The sequence below is a fragment of the Lysinibacillus mangiferihumi genome, assembly GCF_003049665.1.
GTDB lineage: Bacteria > Bacillota > Bacilli > Bacillales_A > Planococcaceae > Lysinibacillus > Lysinibacillus mangiferihumi.
In genome coordinates this window covers 1-578 of record NZ_PYWM01000119.1, presented here as the reverse complement: position 1 = coordinate 578, position 578 = coordinate 1, and the positions used below count along the sequence as shown (strand labels likewise).

Below are 578 nucleotides of genomic sequence, written 5' to 3'. Positions count from 1 at the left end.
GATTGAAATAGAAGAAGTTCATCATCACCCCACCAATACACAATGCGACTGTTGCCTTAGCCAAATGACCGAAGCCGGTAAAACGATTGCGCGTGAAGAAGCAAAATTCATTCCGGCAAAAATGATGCGCATCCAGCATATTGAACATGCCTACGAGTGCAAGCACTGTAAAATGGATGCCACACAAAAAGCACAAATGAAACGTGGGAAAGCCCCACAAGCTGCCATTCAGCGAAGCATTGCGGGACCTACCGTTCTAGCAAAACTCATCTATGATAAGTTCATCCAATACTTACCTCTTTACCGTCAGGTAAAGGAATGGGAACGATATGGGCTGCTTACGAATGATAAGAACTTATCAAACTGGGTGATCCGTGCAGCTGAAGATTGGCTTCTACCGGTTTATGAACAGATGAAGCAGACATTAACAGCTAAATCTGTTCTGCATGTAGATGAAACCTATGCGCAAATAATCAAACGTTCAGACGGAAAATCCGGTCAATCGAACGCCTATAATTGGGTGTTCCGAAGCGTGCCAAGTCAAGGACCGATCATCGTTCTTTTTCAAAGTGCATTAT

General features: G+C 43.8%; 1 protein-coding gene. It reads left to right on the top strand.

Going from position 1 to position 578, the window contains the following annotated elements; genetic code table 11:
* The coding region (locus C9J37_RS27860; RefSeq protein ID WP_235617285.1) for an IS66 family transposase at positions 1–578 on the top strand (578 nt) is incomplete at both ends.